Here is a 15,275-nt window from a genome sequence, read left to right as displayed (position 1 = left end):
TCACAAGTCGAGATACGCGTTCATTAGATATTGATAGAGCATCCGCTGGGTGTTGAAAAACGAGCCGCCCAGCGCAATGGTCGAGCGGCGCACTTGGTCGAATTCGGTCGGTCGTTGATAGTACTGCGGCAGAATGACCGTTTCGAGTTTGCTGTACAGCGAATCGACTTCTTGCTGCAACGTGCTCTCTTGGGGCCACGGATTGCCGATCGCCCAGCCGGTGACGCCTTCGATGTGCCCTTCGACCCACCAGCCGTCGAGGATGCTTAAGCTCGGCACGCCGTTCATCGCGGCCTTCATGCCGCTGGTGCCGGAGGCCTCGTGCGGGCGTTGCGGTGTGTTGAGCCAGACATCCACACCGGCACACAATTGCTTGGCCAGCGCGACGTCGTAGTCTTCCAAATAGACGATCGGAATCGTGCCTTGTAATTCTTTCGCCGCAGCGAAGACGCGACGGATCAGTTCTTTGCCCGGCTCATCTTTGGGGTGCGCTTTGCCTGAGTAAATCACTTGAATGGCGCCGCCTTGCGCTACAATGCCGCGGAGTCGTGCTAAATCGGTGAAGAGAAAGTCGGCACGTTTATAGGCGGCGGCGCGACGGGCGAAGCCGATCGTAAAGGCGCGCGGATCGAGGTGCATGCCGGTGCGACGTTGGACTTCGACCAGGAGTTCCCGTTTTGCGGCCTCGTGCGCGTCGGCAATTTCCGGAAGCGGGATGCAAATGGCATGGCGCAAATAGAGGTTGTCGCGACGCCAATTCGGGATGTAGCGATCGAGCAACGCGCTGAACGGTTTCGCGATCCAAGTGGCGGCGTGCACGCCATTCGTGATGGAGGAGATCGGATAGTTGGGGAACATCGTGCGCGAGACTTCACCGTGGCGCATCGCGACGCCGTTGACGTAGCGGGAAAAACCTAACGCCAGCGAAGTCATATTGAGCGTGCCGTTCAAGCAGCCGCCGCCCATTTCCAACGCGTGCGCGCGTTCTTCGCCCAAGATCCGCACCACGACATCGCGCGGGAATTGGTCGTGTCCGGCCGGGACCGGCGTATGCGTGGTGAAGACGCATTGTTGCCGGACGCGTTCCCGATCGGAATCGGTCGCGGCGGCCACGCCACGACTGCCCATTTGTTCTGCCAATAACGCCAACGTGAGCAGCGCCGAATGCCCTTCGTTCATATGATAGAGGCGGATGTAGTCGTACCCCAATGCGCGGAGCATCGCGATGCCGCCGACCCCGAGTACGGTTTCTTGGGCCAGGCGGAACGCGAGGTCGCCTTTATAGAGTGAACCGCTGTAGCGGCGATCTTCCGGATCGTTTTGCGGCAGGTCGGTGTCAAGCAGATAGACCGGGACCGTGTAGCCGCTCGGACCGCGGGTGAGATAGCGCCACACGCCGATCGCGACGGAGTGACCTTCGATTTGAATCGTGACTTCCGGTTCCAAACGCACCAAGTGGGCCTCCGGTGTCCATTGAACGGGGCTGGGCGTTTGGTGGCCTTGGGCATCGAGTTGTTGGCGGAAATATCCCTTACGATAGAGCAGCGTGATCGCCACCATCGGGACTTCCAAATCCGCAGCGGCGCGGAGCGTGTCGCCGGCCAACAATCCGAGTCCGCCGCTGTAAGTCGGGATATCCGGGTCGACGCCGATCTCCATCGAGAAGTAGGCGACGGTCGGGATGTTTGGAAAGAGTGCGTGATCCATTATATTCTCCCTGAAAATCGGTGTGGCGGCGCGGCCAGCACCCGCGCATACCAACGTCGATACGATAACACCGCTTCGCTCCACGAAAAGTCTTGCGCCATCGCGGCGCGCTGCAATGCCGCCCAGGCGGCGGGGCGGCGATAAATTTCGAGGGCGCGGTGTAACGCGCCTCGCAAATCCGCCACCGTCGGTCCTCCGTAGAGGACGCCGGTCGCTTGTGCGGTCTCGAGGTCGCGGACGGTGTCGCGTAATCCCCCGACGGCCCGCGCGACTGGGATGGTCCCATAGCGCTGACCGTACAGTTGTTGCAAGCCACATGGTTCAAATCGTGACGGCATGCAAGTGAAGTCGCTCCCCGCGGTGATTTGGTGTGCGAGGCGGATTTGGAAATCGAGTTGGACGTGCACGCGCTCCGGCCGCGCGAGCGCTAACGCCTGGGCGCGGGCCTCGAAGGCCCGGTCGCCGCGCCCCAGCAGGATCCATTGTTGCGGCGTGCCGTTACTGCCGGCGATCGCTTCAAGCAGGAGATCGGTCCCCTTTTGGTGCGCCATCCGACCCACGACACAAAACAACGGGACTTCCGGAGACGGCGGGAGTCCGAATTCTTTTTGGAGCGCTGCCTTGCACGCGGCCTTGCCTTGCAAGTCGGTGCCGCTGAAATGGGCCGGCAGGTGCGCGCTGGACGTGGGGTCCCACGCTGCGGTGTCGATCCCGTTGGTAATGCCGACTAAATCGGCGGCGCGAGTGCGCAACACGCCGTCGAGGCCGCACCCAAATTCCGGCGTGAGGATCTCGCGGGCGTAATTCGGAGAAACCGTGGAAAGGGCGTCGGCGCAGAGAATCCCCGCCTTTAACAGATTGAGTTGGCCGTAAAATTCAAAACATCGCGGGGTAAAGTAGGCGGGTGGCAATTCCAACAAGCCGAAATCGCGTGCCGGGCACAGGCCTTGATACCCCAAATTGTGAATCGTCAGGAGCGTGCGAGCGCTTTGGAGCGGGGCATAGGCCTGCGGGGTGGTCCGGAGCCAGGCCGCGATCGGGGCCGCGTGCCAATCGTGCAAATGGATGGCGTCGATCGGTGCGCCGCGCGCCATGAGCGCCGCGAGCGCGGCCCGGCCGAATGCCAAGAAACGCGGGCCGTTGTCGCGATATTCCCCTTGGACATCGCCATAGAGACCGGGTCGGTCGAAGAGCGTGGGGATGTCGATCAGTAACAGCGGGCCGCCATGCGGGCCCACGCCCTCCTCGGCGTAAAAGTCGAGGATTTGACTCCCCAGTCGCACGCGGCCGTGGTGGGACCAGCTGGGAGCCGAGAATCGGGGGACGCAGGCATAACGAGGGAAAACCACGCGCGTCGATACTCCACTCTGGTGGAGTGTCGTAGCGAGACCGCTGACCATGTCGCCCAATCCGCCGGTCGACGCGAGCGGCGCGAATTCAGCGGTTATCAGGGCGATATGATGACACACCATATTTCACCATGGGGGAGGTCATGGCCTCTTTCGGCACTTACGCGTACCTAGTGCCAAAAAGCATTGCGTCCGTCGAGGAGGAAGTGTACGAACTTTTTCATGACAACCACATCATCTTCATCATCTAGCACGACCGGCCGTCGGCTGTCGCGACCCCTCTTCAGTCGCGCCAAGCCGAAAACCGGTCTGACCGTGCGCGACGCGATGCGCACCGAACTCCAAACCGCTGCGCCCGACACCGATCTGGCGACCATCGCCCGCTTCATGTGGGAACGCGATTGCGGCATCATCCCGATCGTCACGGCCGAACGGCGTCTGGTCGGCGTGATCACCGATCGGGACATCTGCATTGCTGCGGCCACGAAAGGGCGCGCTCCGGCGTATATCCGCGCGCAGGAATTACTCAGCGCGCCGGTCGTGACGTGCAGCCCCGACGACGACTGTCACGCCGCGCTCACGCTGCTCTGCGAGCGGCAACTGCGGCGCCTGCCGGTCGTCGACGCCGACGGTCAGTTGGTTGGCATCGTCTCCCTCATCGACTTCATCCGCATCGCGCAAGGGTTGCGCGGCGCGAAGGGATTGTATCCCTCGTACGAAGAGATCGTCTCGACGCTCAAATCGATCGGCGAGACGCGCGTATTCGCTGCGGCCTGAAGTAGATCGGGGCGTCATGCTGGGCACTGGGCAGTCGTGGGTCATCGTCTTGGCGGGTGGTGAAGGACGGCGTTTGCAGTCGCTCACGCGAGACGAACACGGTGTGGCCGTTCCGAAACAGTACTGTGCGTTGCACGGTCAGCCTTCATTCTTCCAGACCGCATTGGCTCGCGCGCGGCAGCTTGTTCCGCCGGAACGGATCGTCATCGTTGTGGCCGAGTCGCATTGGCCGTGGTGGATGGACGAAGCCGAAGCGCTTACGTTTGAACATCTGCTGGTGCAGCCGCTGAATCGTGGAACGGCCGTCGGCATTTTTCTCCCGTTGCTGCATATCCTGCAACACGATCCCGAGGCGCATATTGTCGTGTTGCCGTCCGATCACTTCATCGAAGATGAATCGGTGGTGCGGTTGGCGTTGGAAGAAGCGTTACTGACCACGCGGCAAGGGCGTCATTTGGTCTTGTTGGGGGTGACGCCGGAATATCCCGACACCGAATACGGTTGGATCGTCCCCGGATCCACTCGAGAAGGTAACGGCTGCGGCGTCGAAGGTTTTCGCGAAAAGCCGACGCTCGAAGTGGCCACCGCGCTGATGGCCCGTGGCGCGGTGTGGAACAGTTTTATGTTCGCCGCGCGTGGGGAACAATTGCTTCGTTTCTATCTGACCTGTCTTCCGCAAGTGGCCCGCATGTTTCTGCGGCGATTCAGCGCCGGTCTCCATTCCGCCGCGTTGGAACCGCTGCGCGTGCTGTATGAAGGTCTGCCGACCGTGGATTTTTCCGCCGACCTCTTAGAACGCATGGCACAGCAACTCTGGATGCTGCCGGTGCCGGCGTGTGGATGGAGCGATCTCGGGACGCCGGAACGGATTGCGGAGGTGTGTGCCCGCTATTTTCAAATACCGTGCGAACCGACGTGTTTGTTGCTTCGGACGCCGCCGCCACGCCGTCAGCCGGCCGTGGCCGCCACGCTGTTCCCATATCCGACGTCCGCCGTGACGCGCTATCTGGCCACTCGCTCCCGCGTTGCTATGGCAGCGCGATGACGTTGCTTTGTATCGAACCTTCGACGCTCAGGGGCTCACGTCGCCCCCTCCACCGGCAAAGCCGTTGGAGCCTCCCCCTCAGCGCGCCTGTGGCGCTTGTTCTGCTATGGCAGCGCGATGACGTTGCTTTGTATCGAACCTTCCACTTGCACGGAAATGCGCAGTGACGCCGTCAAGGGTGGGAGATTCTCGAACGACGCGAGATACGAATAATTGAAGAGATTTGCGAAAAGCTGATACGCCGTCTGGTAGATCTGCTCCCGGCCTAACTGCTGATACACGTCGTACGGAAAGTACAAATATACGCCGCCGGTTTCCGTGGCGAGACGTTGCAGCACCGACTTATCCGCATAGCCGAATCCGACGACGAAGAGCGGGATGCGGTTGGCTTGCGCGAAGCGGATGGTGTCCTCGAGCGATACGGCGGACGCGTTGTCTTGGCCGTCGGTCAACACTAATAACGCCTTGAAGCCGCTCCCTTGGCAGGTGTCGGTGATGGCCGTGGTGATCGCGTCGTACAGCGCCGTGGCGCCGAGTGTGGGGCGCGCGGTCAACGCGTGCGTGAAAGCTTCGCCGGACGCGACGCCGAGCGGATAATAGATCGTCGTGTCGCCGGTGAACTTGATCACTTCCGTCCGCAGCCCGTCGGGATAGACGTCGTAGAACCCTTGCAACGCCGCTTCGACCGCGTCGAGGTCGTCCCGCATGCTGCCACTGTAGTCATTCACGGTGGAGACGGTGAACGCGCCGTCGACTTGGGCGGCGAGTTCGGTGAGCACGTTGCTAAACGTGAATGCAGTCACGTCGCCGAGCTTGGTGCCGTCCGCATCCAGCGCTTCGATCAAGACCTGTTCCGGCGTGACCGTATCGCGCGCGACACCGGCGGCGTCGGTGCTGAAGAATTGGACAGTGACGCGTCCGGCACTGGTCCGTTCGCGAACGGCCACGCCGAGGCGGTCGAAAAAGTTTTCATTCGGCAGGTCCGCGTCCGCAGCCAGTACCTCTCCCACGAAGCTTCCAGCGGGATATGGCGTGCGGGCGGTGGTCGTGCGCAATTGCGTCAACGTCTGTCGCGCGTCGTCGAGCCATTGCCGGCTCTGCGCAATGGCTTGGCGTAGCAGATCGCTCAAGTTCAGGTCCTGCGTCTTATCTTTAATCGTGCGTTCCAGCGAATCGAGCGTGGACTCGACGTCGTCTTGGAAGTCGGTCAAATCGTCCGCCGAGATGTCCGGGGCGTCGAATGAAAATCCCTTGCTTGCGGAGGTGGTCGGCTGCGTACATTGCGATGCATTGCGGTATGCCAACACATCGCCGATTGTCACGCTGGCACTCCCTTCAATCTGCGTCGTGACCTGCGCCTGGACCGACACCGTGCCGCTGCCGCACGCTGTCGTTGCTAGCAGCGCCAGACACCCCACGATTCGCCAAATAATGTGCATATGTGCACTCCTCTGAATTGTTGGCTGCCGCATTCCCCGCATTGCAGTATCGGTCCGCCGCGCGTCGCGAGTTGCTCCCGATTATGTCTCCACATTTTCCAAGCGGAAGTCGAGCATGGCTCGGGCGACGGCACGCAATGCCTGTTGCTGGCGGCGCGTGCTAGTGTCTTCTCGGGCCGCCACGCAGGCCGCGAGCCACGTGGGTTGGAGGCGCCGAAAGCCGATGACGGCGCGACTGGTGCCGTGCGGGCGGCTGCGGGGGAGACGCGCCGGTGCTTGGGGGCCGGCGATCAGATGGTCCATGAGTTGCGCGTGTTCTTCAGCCGTGATGCCCGCTTGCCACGTGTCACGGTGCAGCGGCGGCGCGGTCAGATAATGCAATATCGCCAACGTGATGAGCGCATCGACGACGCCATGTTGGGTCGGCGCGGAGAGAATATGGCGTAGCGGTTCCGGCGCCGTCGCGGCGATCGTCTCGTAGAGCGCCGATTGGAGCGCCGGCTGTTTGATCATGGTGTTGAGGTGAGCCCGCTGCGACGTGTCGAGCAGCCAGTAGCAGAAATCCTGTTCCCAAGTCCACTGGTCCGGCGCGATGCGTTCCGTCAGGCGGGCAGCGGGAACACCGCCTTCAGCCGTTCGGTCGGCGATCCAGGCGTCGAGCAGATGTGACCACGTTGGGGCGTTGTTTCGCATCCGGGCTGCGGCCGTTTGCAGTGCGTGCAGTGCCGATGCATTGGCCGCAGGGTTACGCAGTGGCGCTGCATGGGCCTTCCCCGGCAGTGCGACGCCGTACAGGGCGGCCAGCGGGCTGAGTCGCCGACGGAGGATCCACCAGCGCCGCGTCGTTTCGCTGGCGTCGCACGCCGGCTGGGGATCGCTGCGGCGTTCCAGCGAGAGCGGGATCGTGCCGAGCGCGCGTGGCGAAATATCGCTCCCTTGTTGTATGAGCCCCCACAGGTAAAGGAGCGGCAGCGGGATTTGGCGGGTTCCGACGAGGAGGTGTGGAACGGAAAACGGCCGTCGCAGTTGTTGGGCCAATGGTTCGAGTCGATCATCGTGCGAGGGATTGATGAACCACCGTTGTCGAACTCCATCGCGGTTGTCCGGTTCCACGTAACAAGCGACGCGAGCCACCGGATGTCGGATGAGTGTTGCTGCTCCGATCGTGAGGCACAACATCGGTGGCCAGTTCGCCGTGATCGGTTGGGACCGCGAATCATACACGGGCTCGTAGAGCAAGAGATCAAATCGGCGGATCCAACTCCCGAGGGCTATTGCTGAGAGCGGGGTCGACTGCGCGTCGCTGGGAAAAACGTGCGCGTGTACGAGCGGAAAGTCGGGCCCGTCGTAGCGCGCGAAATAATACTGCAGCGCGGCGCCGACGCGAGCCGCCACCGTGCCGGGCTCTTCAGTCGCGCTGCCCCAGATGTGAAGCTGGGCGAGCGGGTCGTCGGCCGTCGGCGGCAGTAACACGGCCCCCGCGTTGGCCCGGACGGTGGTTTGGCCGAGTGTGAAGAGCGGACGATCCGAAGGGAGCTGTAGTCTTGCCGGGATGTTAGCGCGGTCGACCAACATGGGCGCCGGTGGAAGTTGGAGTCGTTGTATGCGCATGGGGGAACGCCGACATTTTCTGCGGATCTTCTGATCGCCGGCAAAGTTATGATTCTTCTGTGTTCCCTGTCAAGCCACGGCGGTGCAGTTTTTTTAGCAACTTTTCGCTCGGACCGGCAAAGCCGGATCCTCGCTAAAGTCGGGGGAGAGCCCCGCTCCCCCCGACACCCCCCATCTGTGAAAAAATATTTAGCAACTTTTTGGTGCGTGTGCCGAAGATAGCACACGGAGGTATCGAAAATGGGTATGCATTGGCGGATTACAGGTGCTGGGCCGGAGAGAACCGCGCGTGTGTTGTGGGAGCGACGTGCTGTGGGGCGCGAGGGGGGTGCGAAGGCAGGGATTGGAGGCACGCGCCCAACGCGAGGCGCCATGCACCGTGCCACGGACGCAAGCGGCGCCCCGCGGATGCGGGTGCCGGTTGCCGGCAGTGCCACGCTCATCACCAGCCTCTTTGCGGGATGCGCGGCGCAGTCCGGCGAGCTTCGCTGTTCGGTCGACAACTCGGAATATGAAGCGGTGCTGAGTCCCGGGGTAGCGATTATCGGCGGGGTGGCACTGTTGGCGGCCCTCACGGTGGGCGGCTATCTGCTGCACCGACGCGGCTTCCAACAGGGAGCTGCCGTAGGAGAGCGGCGTGGCAGGCCTCGTGGCTTCAGCGACGGCTTTGCCAAAGGGCAGACGGCGGGGCGTGCAGCAGGGCGGTTGGAACCGCGCACCGTGATCGAGCGGGCGTATGCCGACGCGGAACGGTTTGTCGGCACCGGAGAATTCGCCGTGGCGCGGATTGTTGTGGATGGTGCTATTGCGGCAGCGCAACGCACGGTCGATTTGGCGGCGCAGGTGCACGGGCTGTGTTGGCGCGCGCGGATTGAGACGTATCTGGGCGAGTACCACAGTGCGGAGGAGACGTATCGGCGGGCCATTGAGGTCTTGTCGCAGCGTCATGACATCCTCGCGGAAGCTGGCGAGGCGGAGCAGGCGCACGGTTGTCGCCGGAATATCGCACGGCTCCTGTTGGCGATTGCGTATGTCAAAATGTATCGAGGGAAGCCCACTCAACAAGCGGTCGACAAAGAATTCCCAGCAACCATCGAGCAGGCGCGCGCCATGTTTATCGAGCATGACGATGTCGAAGGCTGGGCCGCGACGTACGTGGCCGAGGCATTGATGAAGATCCTGTGGCACGGCGGTATTGGGGCCGATGGGGCGTTGTTTGCCGCGCGGCGTCGCCTCGAGACCTATCCGGCCGGCGAAGTGGATCTCGATCCGAATGACGCCTTCGAGCGTTTGCAAGCGGAGGTTGGCGAAGTGGTTGCGCGGACTGCATCGGCCGAGGTGAAGCCAGACTTAGGCCCGCAATTGCTTGCGGCATTGGAGGGGCAGTTGATGCGCGGGGCCTTGAACAACGCGGTGTGGGTCGCCAGGCGATTGGCAGATCACTATGATTGCCTGGGAGTCACACATCTGACCCGCGCGGCCGATGCTTGGGCCGCGGCGTTCGAGCGTATTGCTCCTCAATTGGAGCGGATGCGCCAGAAGGCGCGGGCAGAAGCCAGCGCTGACGCTGATGCGCCGCTGCAGTGGCGTCGCACGTCCGCGAGCGCTCCCGACCTGCCTCCAGCTGCCGATCCGACGTAGTCGAGTGGCCAGAACAAAACCCCAGTAATTTTTTTCTTGCGCACTCTTGACTTCCCCACGCCGCATCCATATATAGCGCCCACATCAAAGTTAGCACTCAGGTGGTCTGAGTGCTAAATTCTGATAATAGCTAAACATTTAAGGAGGTTGGCTATGGCCAGCAAACAGAAGTTCCGCCCACTCCACGACCGCATCTTGGTCCGTCGGTGCACGGAAGAGGAAAAGACCAAGGGTGGGATCATCATCCCGGATACCGCGAAGGAAAAGCCGCAGGAGGCCGAAGTGGTCGCGATCGGCAACGGCAAGTTGCTCGACAACGGCCAAGTGAAGCCGCTCGAAGTGAAGGCCGGCGACCGGGTCCTGTTCAGCAAGTACAGTGGCAGCGAAGTGAAGATCGAAGGCGAAGACTTCCTGATCATCCGGGAAGACGACGTCCTCGGGATCGTCCAGTCATAACGAACTAACATTCAATAGGAGGCAGTCATGGCAGCAAAAGAGATTATTTATACCCAAGATGCCCGGGAGAAGATGTTGATCGGCGTCAACAAGTTGGCGAATGCGGTCAAGGTCACGTTAGGCCCCAAGGGTCGTAACGTCATCATCGACAAATCGTTCGGTTCGCCGACCGTCACCAAAGACGGCGTGACGGTGGCCAAGGAAATCGAACTCTCCGACAAGTTCGAAAACATGGGCGCCCAGATGGTTCGCGAAGTCGCGTCCAAGACCTCGGACGTCGCCGGCGACGGCACCACCACCGCCACGGTGTTGGCCCAAGCAATTTATCGCGAAGGCGCACGGTTGGTCGCAGCGGGGCATAACCCGATGGGACTGAAGCGCGGGATCGACAAAGCGGTGGCTAAGGTGGTTGAAGAGTTGAAGAAGCTCTCCAAGCCGACCAAGGATCAGAAGGAAATTTCACAAGTCGGCACCATTTCCGCCAACGGCGACGAAGAGATCGGCAAGATCATTGCCGCAGCAATGGAAAAGGTCGGCAAGGAAGGCGTGATCACGGTCGAAGAAGCCAAGAGCATGGATACGTCGCTCGAGGTCGTGGAAGGGATGCAATTCGATCGCGGCTATCTCTCGCCGTATTTCGTGACCGATGCCGAACGGATGGTCACGGAGTTGAAGGATCCGTATATCTTGATCAACGAGAAGAAGATCTCGGTAATGAAAGACCTCCTCCCGTTGCTCGAGCAAGTCGCGCGCGCGGGTCGGCCGCTCGTGATCATCGCGGAAGAAGTGGACGGCGAAGCGCTGGCCACCTTGGTGGTCAATAAGCTGCGTGGCACCCTCCAGGTCTGCGCGGTCAAGGCCCCAGGATTTGGGGATCGCCGCAAGGCCATGTTGGAAGACATCGCCATCCTCACCGGCGGGTCGTTGGTCGCCGAAGAACTGGGCCGGAAGCTGGAAGACATCAAGCTGACCGACCTCGGTCAGGCGAAGCGCGTCACGGTCGACAAGGAAAACACGACGATCGTCGATGGCTCGGGCAAGAAGGCCGATATCCAAGGCCGCGTGTCGCAAATCCGGAAGCAGATCGAAGACACGACCTCCGACTATGACCGCGAGAAGCTGCAAGAGCGGTTGGCGAAGTTGGTCGGCGGCGTGGCGGTGATCAACGTCGGTGCCGCGACCGAGAGCGAACTGAAAGAGAAGAAGGCCCGTGTGGAAGACGCGCTGCATGCGACCCGCGCGGCCGTTGAAGAAGGAATTGTCCCGGGTGGTGGCGTGGCCTATCTCCGCGCACTGACGGCACTCGAAACCTTCAAGGCGTCGAACGAAGAAGAGCAATGGGGCGTCAACATTGTGAAGCGGTCGCTGGAAGAACCGCTGCGCCAGATTGCCAATAACGCCGGCTTGGAAGGGGCGATCGTCCTCAACCGCGTCCGCGAAGGCAAAGGCTCGTTCGGCTACAACGCCGCGAGCGACGATTACACCGACCTGCTGCAAGCGGGCGTGATCGATCCGACCAAGGTGACCCGCATCGCGTTGCAGAATGCGGCGTCGGTGGCGAGCTTGCTCATCACCACGGAAGCCATGATTGCCGAGAAGCCGAAAGACGAGAAGGCTGCGGCGGCTCCGGCACCGGGCGGTGGCATGGGCGGTATGGGCGACATGTACTAAGATCGCTCGAAATACTGAATGAAACACGGGGCGATGGTCTTGCGACCATCGCCCCGTGTGTTTTTAACGAAGTGCCTGCAACAAATATTGGAGACGACGACTACGCCGCGAGCCGTTGCAGTGCCACGCGGTAGCCGCCTTTGCCCTTCCGGAGGCATTTCACGACGCGGGCGATTGTTGTGGAGCTGATGCTCGTGGAGTTGGTGATATCGGAGTACGAGGCGCCGTTATGCTTCATCCATGCGATTCGCCACCGATCCTGGATGGATTCCCATTCCATGGGGCTGAGCAAGTCGCCGAGGAATTGCCGCATCTCTTTTTCGTTCCGCAGACTGCAGAGCGCAGCGACGATATCCGGAGCGGGCTTGGTGGACTTGGAGAGTCTATTATTTTTCATGGAAGTTTAGCTAGCTACAGCAGGAGCGATTGTCAACCATGGAGTCATGGGCAGCGGGGAATGGCCTTGCGGGAGTGCGCGCGGTCGGTTTAGGGAGTAAGCGCGCCGAAACGTCAGTGGAGGCGGGGCGCGCGGTAGTAGAGGACCGCAATGCGCACGAGCAGAGAGCATTGCGCGCCAAAGGAAATCGCGATGCGTGTTACCGCCGCGTCATTTGGAAAATCGGAGTCGCCCAGTTTTCGCAGCGCGTCTGTGCCACATACGCGCGTGCCGCAACCGCGACTGCATCGGAAGCTTGTTGCGGCCGGCGCGCGTTTTTCCGCTCCGTATGCGCAGTTCGTAGTGGCGACCCGCGCGGCGATTCGGATGGGGCGCGGCTGTGGAACGCTGTGGAGCGGCGTGCCGACGGTCGCCGATCGACAGCGCAACCGAGCACTTGGATTGTTCTCTTCATTGGAAGAGGTCCCGCCTCCGCTGTTCCCGTTTTTTTACCTCGCCGAACACCTGACCGCAGCGGCGCAACTGCTCCCCTTTGTCAGCCTTGCTCTGTTCGCGCTGAATCCGAAACGCGCGACGCCGAGTGTAGCGGAGTGGCGGCATTTAGCCGGTTTGTACGTTGATCTGCTCCAGCGGGATCTTTGGCATGTGGGACACTATTACGGCCCGGAATTACTGCGGCCTGGATATGACGGCCTCGATCACGGTGTCCATGCACCATCCGTCGCGACGGCGATGGCGGGCATCGTCCAACGCGCGCTGGACAACGAACGTCTCGATCCGGTGGCATTGGCGGATCCGGCGTTACGTCGCACGCTGGGCCTGAGTTTCCACTGGATGCCGTTCACCGACGGCACTACGGCCAGTGCCTGGCCCTACTTAAAGGAGTTGCTGTTTCTCGGGACCGACGCCGCGATGCAGCGCCAAGCGATTCCGCCGATCGTCAACGCCATCCGCGATATCGAGCGACCGCAGATTCTCGAATTGGCCGCCGGCACCGGTTGTTTCGCTCGTATGTTGAGCGACGCGTTGCGCTGGGGCCGCAAACCGGCGCGCATGACGATCACCGATTTGAGTCCCGCAATGCTGGCGATGGCAGCGCGCCGCGTGGCGGATCGAGCGGAAGTGACGGTGCAGTCGGCGGACGCGACGGCCACCGGATTGTCTGACGCATCCGCGAATGTGGTGGTGTGTCAGAATTTGTTGCATGAATTGTCACTGCCTCAGCGCTGCGCGGTCTTTGCCGAGACATGGCGGATGTTGCGACCGGGCGGGCAGTTCGTGGTGACCGATGCCTCGCAAGACACGGCGCGTTTGGGCGCGCTGCTCGGCGCATTTCCCGACGACTTGAACGAGCGCCATTTCCACAACTATGCGCAGCATCCGCTCCAAGCGTTAGGTCGTGCTGCGGGTTTTCGCTCGGTCCAAGGTCCAGTGCCGCTGTTTGTCGCGGAACTCCACGTCTTTGAAAAGCCGTAGACAATAACCTATCCCTTGCCGCGCGAAAAATGCCTGGTATAGAGTGGCGCCATGGGGACGCGGTGGGGGCGGATCGCATTCGTCGTAGGATGTCTGTCGGGGCTTGGCCAAGCGGCACAGGCCGTCGATTTCAGCGCGCATGGTTATTTTCGCACCCGCGCCAATGCGTTTTTCGAACTCGATACGCAACGTCCGAACAATTTAGGCAACGATCGCTTCGGGCTGGTCTCCTTCAATCAAATGCGCTTGCGCGTCGAGCCGGTCTTGAAGTTGAACGACCATCTTTCGTTGCACAGCCAGTTCGACATCCTCGACAACATCGTGTTCGGCTCCAACAACACCGATGAACTGGTCTTGAACGACCCGATCATCGGCACGGTCGCGTTGCCGGCGGGCGCGGGGAGTTTGAGTTTGGTCGGCGGCCAGGCGGGCGTGAACGGGAGCGTGAATGTGCGGCGCGCGTGGATGGACATCCAGACCGCGATCGGGAAATTGCGGATCGGGCGTCAGCCCTCGCATTGGGGCCTCGGCATTTTCCAAAACGACGGCAACTTGGCCGACGGCGACTTCGGCGACACCGCGGATCGCGTGCTGTTCATCACGCAGAAAGGGTTTCCAGACGGCGGCGCGGTGTCGTTCGGTGCGTTGTGGGATATTGCCTACGAAGCGCAGCGCGATCCGCGGATCGGCGGGCTCGGCGCGGCCATTCGCGATAACGGGCAAGACACGAATCAATGGGCCGGCATCGTTTTCTACGAGCGGCCGGAATTCGATGCCGGACTCTTCGGCGGATTCCGGCGCCGCAATGGGAGTAACGGGACCACGACCACCGCTGTGGACGTGACCGGCACCACGCGCGCGGCGGGGATCGACGGCAACACGCGACTCTATTTCATCGACGCCTACGCTAAAGGACGGATCGGGAATCAGCACACCATCGCGGCGGAGTACACGCGCGTCGGCGGTTCCATTTCCACCGGTGTCGCGCTCGACGCGATCCGTTTCCAAGGACTGGCGGCGCCCGGCATCATTCAACTCCCTGCGGACCAAACCGTGGCCGTGAATTTGGCCGCGATCGAGGCGGAAGGCCATTACGATTGGGGCGGCGAGTGGAAGTTGCAGGCCGGGTTCGCGGAAGGCGACGCGTCGCCGCTCTCGCAGCGCGTCACGCAATACGGGTTCCGGCCCGATTATCAACTCGGACTCCTGATGTTTCATCATCCGGTCGGGACGTCGCCGGCGATCCGCGACGGCACCAGCGGCACGCAGCTGGCCGGCGGCGTACCGATCACCGGGAATTTCATCAACAACGCGATGTATGGCGCGCTTACGTACCTGCACCGCTTCGATATCCGGCGCGTCGTCCGCGCCGCGAATGAATTCAAAGTCGGCGCGCGGATCATTTCCGCGTATGCCCACAAAGATCCGGTCAATCTCGATTTCGCCGCATTGCTCAGCAACGCCAACATGCCGTCGGTCCAAAGTCGCGGCCGTTGGTACGGGATCGAGGGCGATGTGTTGGTGCAAGCGACGTTCTTCGATCACTTGAAGACGAACTTCGAATTCGGCGTGCTGTTGCCGGGCAGCGCGTACGACATCAATGTGAACCTGATCGATCCAGGCGGCATCGTCGCCACCATCCCCCCCGACAAAGCAGACATTGCGCTCGGTGGGCGCTTGACTGTTTCAATGGAATTTTAGCGGCA

12 protein-coding genes are annotated in these 15,275 nt (G+C 61.6%); 7 read left to right on the top strand and 5 right to left on the bottom strand.

The features are described 5' to 3' along the window. Positions 1-1,707, bottom strand: a complete 1,707-nt coding sequence (glgP, locus tag HY696_12210) for an alpha-glucan family phosphorylase (protein MBI4239161.1) — start codon at positions 1,705-1,707, stop codon at positions 1-3. Further along, on the bottom strand, positions 1,707-3,179 hold the full coding sequence (glgA, locus tag HY696_12205) for a glycogen synthase GlgA (protein MBI4239160.1): 1,473 nt from the start codon (positions 3,177-3,179) through the stop codon (positions 1,707-1,709). Before glgA ends, glgP begins: the two co-directional genes overlap by 1 nt. Positions 3,180-3,278: 99 nt before the next feature. Here glgA and HY696_12200 point away from each other — a divergent pair, with 99 nt between their 5' ends. Then, positions 3,279-3,833 carry a CBS domain-containing protein gene (locus HY696_12200; GenBank protein MBI4239159.1) on the top strand — a complete coding sequence of 185 codons (555 nt, stop codon included), beginning with the start codon at positions 3,279-3,281 and terminating at the stop codon, positions 3,831-3,833. A 16-nt stretch (positions 3,834-3,849) separates the two neighbouring features. Beyond that, a complete protein-coding gene (locus HY696_12195) occupies positions 3,850-4,878 on the top strand; it encodes an NTP transferase domain-containing protein (GenBank protein MBI4239158.1) in 1,029 nt (342 codons plus the stop codon). Between the two features lie 104 nt (positions 4,879-4,982). On the opposite strand, the gene HY696_12190 is transcribed toward HY696_12195, so the two are convergent. Both HY696_12190 and HY696_12185 read right to left on the bottom strand, forming a co-directional pair. After that, a complete protein-coding gene (locus HY696_12190) occupies positions 4,983-6,317 on the bottom strand; it encodes a VWA domain-containing protein (protein MBI4239157.1) in 1,335 nt (444 codons plus the stop codon). Positions 6,318-6,398: 81 nt separating this feature from the next. Then, a complete protein-coding gene (locus tag HY696_12185) occupies positions 6,399-7,928 on the bottom strand; it encodes a hypothetical protein (protein MBI4239156.1) in 1,530 nt (509 codons plus the stop codon). Between the two features lie 372 nt (positions 7,929-8,300). Here HY696_12185 and HY696_12180 point away from each other — a divergent pair, with 372 nt between their 5' ends. The 3 genes from HY696_12180 to groL all read left to right on the top strand — a co-directional run bounded on the left by HY696_12180 (position 8,301) and on the right by groL (position 11,696). After that, positions 8,301-9,569 carry a hypothetical protein gene (locus tag HY696_12180; GenBank protein MBI4239155.1) on the top strand — a complete coding sequence of 423 codons (1,269 nt, stop codon included), beginning with the start codon at positions 8,301-8,303 and terminating at the stop codon, positions 9,567-9,569. A gap of 153 nt (positions 9,570-9,722) precedes the next feature. Beyond that, positions 9,723-10,025 carry a co-chaperone GroES gene (gene groES, locus HY696_12175; GenBank protein ID MBI4239154.1) on the top strand — a complete coding sequence of 101 codons (303 nt, stop codon included), beginning with the start codon at positions 9,723-9,725 and terminating at the stop codon, positions 10,023-10,025. A 27-nt stretch (positions 10,026-10,052) separates the two neighbouring features. After that, positions 10,053-11,696 (top strand): chaperonin GroEL, encoded by a 1,644-nt coding sequence (gene groL, locus HY696_12170; GenBank protein ID MBI4239153.1) that lies wholly within the window; start codon positions 10,053-10,055, stop codon positions 11,694-11,696. Between the two features lie 100 nt (positions 11,697-11,796). On the opposite strand, the gene HY696_12165 is transcribed toward groL, so the two are convergent. Next, positions 11,797-12,093, bottom strand: a complete 297-nt coding sequence (locus HY696_12165; GenBank protein MBI4239152.1) for a transposase — start codon at positions 12,091-12,093, stop codon at positions 11,797-11,799. 252 nt (positions 12,094-12,345) lie between these two features. Between HY696_12165 and HY696_12160 the strand changes: the two genes are divergently transcribed. Both HY696_12160 and HY696_12155 read left to right on the top strand, forming a co-directional pair. Continuing rightward, positions 12,346-13,569, top strand: coding sequence for a class I SAM-dependent methyltransferase (locus tag HY696_12160; GenBank protein ID MBI4239151.1), 1,224 nt, complete (start codon positions 12,346-12,348; stop codon positions 13,567-13,569). 51 nt (positions 13,570-13,620) lie between these two features. Further along, positions 13,621-15,270, top strand: a complete 1,650-nt coding sequence (locus HY696_12155; protein MBI4239150.1) for a hypothetical protein — start codon at positions 13,621-13,623, stop codon at positions 15,268-15,270. The last annotated feature ends 5 nt before the right edge of the window (positions 15,271-15,275 follow it).

Source organism: Deltaproteobacteria bacterium, assembly GCA_016210045.1.
Classification (GTDB): Bacteria; UBA10199; UBA10199.
The sequence above is the reverse complement of the archived record's forward strand: the minus strand, read 5'-3'. Positions and strand labels throughout refer to the sequence as shown.